Annotated in this window: 4 protein-coding genes; 1 reads left to right on the top strand and 3 read right to left on the bottom strand. The window is 42.8% G+C overall.

Features of this window, described 5'->3' with window-relative positions; translation table 11 throughout:
* Positions 1–1025 (bottom strand): PAS domain-containing protein (locus tag Q7P41_RS12320; RefSeq protein WP_303884652.1); only part of this gene is annotated, 1025 nt, incomplete at its 3' end.
* A 207-nt stretch (positions 1026–1232) separates the two neighbouring features.
* The gene (locus tag Q7P41_RS12315) at positions 1233–1886 is read right to left on the bottom strand and encodes a lactate utilization protein (RefSeq protein ID WP_303884650.1); all 654 of its coding nucleotides are present in this window, start codon (positions 1884–1886) and stop codon (positions 1233–1235) included.
* Between the two features lie 111 nt (positions 1887–1997).
* Here Q7P41_RS12315 and Q7P41_RS12310 point away from each other — a divergent pair, with 111 nt between their 5' ends.
* Positions 1998–2249 carry a hypothetical protein gene (locus tag Q7P41_RS12310; protein ID WP_303884648.1) on the top strand — a complete coding sequence of 84 codons (252 nt, stop codon included), beginning with the start codon at positions 1998–2000 and terminating at the stop codon, positions 2247–2249.
* Positions 2250–2396: 147 nt separating this feature from the next.
* Here Q7P41_RS12310 and Q7P41_RS12305 read toward each other — a convergent pair.
* On the bottom strand, positions 2397–3490 hold a 1094-nt coding region (locus Q7P41_RS12305; RefSeq protein ID WP_303884647.1), incomplete at its 5' end, for an MFS transporter.

Here is a 3490-nt window from a genome sequence, read left to right as displayed (position 1 = left end):
CTGTCAATGTTTTTTCCTATCACTTCTTCGGGGCTGGAAAACCTAAAGATGTGGCAGAAGGCATTGTTGACTCTCAAGACACGACCATCCGGTGCGCATAAAACTACGCCTTCAGGGGAAACGTTGAATAGCTTTTCCCAAAAAATCTTTTCCCTGCGAAGTTCATCCCTGACGTCAAGCTTATGTAAAGCGTAAGCTATATCATTTGCTAGAGTTAAAAAAAGGTCCTTTTCTTTTATCTCCAGCTCGACGTTTCGAGGCAATGAAGCGCATATTACACCATAGGTTTTTTTGCCATGCTCTAGGCGAGAAGAAATCAAGACTTTACCCGTATAACGTTTAGGAAGTTGCCAACCCTTACGAAGCAAATCCTCATATTTTATGGCCGAAAAGCCATCCTTTGAATCCGTAGTTAGGTGAGACACAAATTGTGGGCTTAAACATCTCTTTATTTCCGCCTTTGTTTCAGTTAAAGAAAAGACATCCAAAAGATATCCTGTTTGAGGATCTAATAAAATGATCCAAACACTTTCATAGCACTGGCCCTTTACGAGAATGCCACATATTTCGTTAAGCAAGTGATTGCGTCCCAATTTTTCCCTTACCATGAGTTGATTAACATCCAGGACAGCCTCTAACACCCTATTTAACCGCTCTAGTTTTCTTTGAGCTTCCCTTTGTTCGGTCACGTCCCTAATAAAAACAGCGACACCAGCGACTCCACTGCCGGGAGTTTTTATGGGTATTTTGTCAGTTAAGTGCCATCTTTTTCTGCCGGATGGCAGGGTTACTTTTCTAAGTAGTCCAAGCAGAGGTTCGCCTCTAGCTACGACTTCGCGATCTTCACGGCAAAGGTCTTTCGACTCGGGAAGCAAATCTTGTGTATGTTTGCCCAAAATTTCTTCTCGAGGAGGCAGGTCCATCTCCTTTATAAATGACTGGTTCATCCAGATCCATCTGCCCTGCCTGTCCTTAAAAAGTACCATAAAAGGAGAAGAATCTATTAAAATCAACAGCGTTTCCATATCCCACACTCTAATTCCCCCTAAAAACATGTAATTGACTCACGCTGTTTACGATGTTTTAGTTGTTCTGGATCTCTCTCAAATTGACAAGCAGCTTTTAAATATATCATGACTGTTTAAAACACATAACTGGGTCATTGTCTCTTTGTAAATAGCAAGACCAAAGCAATGACCCAGTTAATAAAATATAAGTCATTTTCAGAAGCTTTAGAACCCGACGATCTCACCCACTAAAATGACATGACAGTCTCTGCCCGATGGAGCTCGCTCTAAGATCAACATTGCCCTACAAACTCGTTCCGGTACATCGCAATCTACACAATAACCCAGGGATGCACAAGGTGTTTTGATGTTCAGGCGCATTGCATTAGGAGGCGTTGCGAAGTTTTTAACGCGAGCTATTGCCGCTTCAAGCCCCCCAGCGCAGACTTTGTTTATTCCAATGACGTAAATGATTTTTCCCGAGGTCCAAGCCATGCCGGCCACTCTATTGCCGGTGCCGTCAATGTTAACGATGGTCCCGTCTATGGTCAGGGCATTCGCGCTCGTTAAGAAAACGTCGCATGATAATTCCTCTTGTAGTCTTCTTATGCGTTCTTCGCCAACCAAGCTTGGATCCCAGTGATGAACTATCTTGTTGCCTCTTTTTTCGAGCGCTTCGAGCAACCCGAGTTCCCTTAACGTTACGCTCCCGGGGACCCCAACGCTGGCCCTTTCAGGTATAAGGTCAATTATCGTTCTTTTTGCACCTTCCGCAGTTGCCACGTATTCGGCACTGTAGCCCTTTTTATCCAAGTTTTTAACAATAGCGTTGCCCAAAAGCTCGTAATGGTTTTTTCTGAAACTTTCCCAATCTGCCATACAACATCCCTCCTCTTTGGTTTGTGAGCAAAGTTGCCTCCCGCTTGACTGTTATCACTAAGATGATAACATTAATGAGCACAAAAGATCACGACGAAGGGGAGAGTATATATGTGTAAAGTTGTAATGCCAGAAGGAGAACACGTCCATTCCCACACAAATGACCCTTTAGAGATGGCAGAACTGATAAGGGAAGCGCTGATTGGCGAACTTGACTCCATGAGCGATTTGGCCGGCACATGGCACATGATCGAGGACGAAAGCATTAAAAACAAGCTGATGGAGGCAATAGCCTTTAAGCAAAAGACCGTCTCTGCGCTATACGAAGGTTTGCAGGCTAGCGAAAAAAAGGCGTGGGGCTAAAAAAACAGCATAAGCTTCAAGTATACTTACATAGTGATATAATAGCACAATAAGTTTATAATAACTAGCCTTGCATTTACTCATGCATTGCAGGGCTAGTTATTATGTTTGCAGAGAAGGTCATTCAACAATCTTGGTTCTAAAATATCAATCGGAGTTATTACTTGCTTTATGGCTGAGAATTTCTCCCCTGGCATAAGAAAAATAAATTCCAATGATACAAGTGATAGTTGAAATTACAAAAGACAGATTAACGCTTTTTAAAAAAATCCCAATATTTGCCGTACTTACCTCCTCTTTGCCTAGCATTATGGAAAATATGGCGGTAGCCAGGGCTAAGCTCATCGTTTGACCAAGTAGCCGCATTGTTGCCAAAGAGCTGGATGCAATACCGTAGTACTCGTTCGAGACAGAGCTCATTATGGCGTTCACGTTGGGAGAAGAAAAGAGAGCAAAGCCAAACCCGAGGCAACATAATGCCATAGCTAAATAAGACATTGATGTATCTATCTTTAATATTGCCAATAAAAATAAACCTAAAGCTGTAAGCGCCATTCCCGCAGAAGCTATAAATCTTGGCTCTATTTTGTCGGACATACGCCCTGCATAAGGGGAAAAGACAGCTTGAATGGCTGGCTGTATCACTAAGACAAGACCCGCTGATTGTGGTGACATATTTTTTACATATTGAAGATAAAGACTCAATAAAAAGGCTACCGAGGCAGTTGCAGCGTAGTTTATGAGGGCAGCCATATTTGAGAAGGCAAAGCTTCGATTATCGACGAAGAGCCTAACGTTAAATACTGGATTGGATGCGACCCATTGGTACCTAAAAAAGACGATCGAAAGCGCCATGCCGGTTAAAATAAAATACAAGCTTTTTATCTGAGGAATAAGAAAGACGCCGTACATGAACGAGAGCAGGAAGATTACATACAAAAAGCTTCCTAAAATATCGAAGGGCTTTTCCTTAGAGGCAACCCATTCCGTCTTTATGTGCCGAAGTATCGTGTATAAAACAAACAACCCTAATGCGCCAGCGGTGACAAAGATGCTTTTCCATCCAAAGTTTTGGACTAAAATGCCGCCAAAAAAGGGTCCTGAAGATAATCCCAAGTAGGTCGCAGCAGTATTTATCCCCATGGCCTTTCCTCTTTCCCCAGGCGGAAAAACAGAGGCAAGTATAGCCACGGATGTCGTTACGATCATAGCTCCTCCTATTCCCTGAAATACGCGACAAA

The organism is Acetomicrobium mobile, assembly GCF_937920065.1.
This window is presented reverse-complemented; position numbering and strand designations above follow the sequence as displayed.

Excerpts from the sequence above, each read along its gene's own strand:
- Q7P41_RS12315 (WP_303884650.1), bottom strand. The coding sequence starts at position 1,886 with ATGGCAGATTGGGAAAGTTTCAGAAAAAACCATTACGAGCTTTTGGGC.
- Q7P41_RS12310 (WP_303884648.1), top strand. The coding sequence starts at position 1,998 with ATGTGTAAAGTTGTAATGCCAGAAGGAGAACACGTCCATTCCCACACA.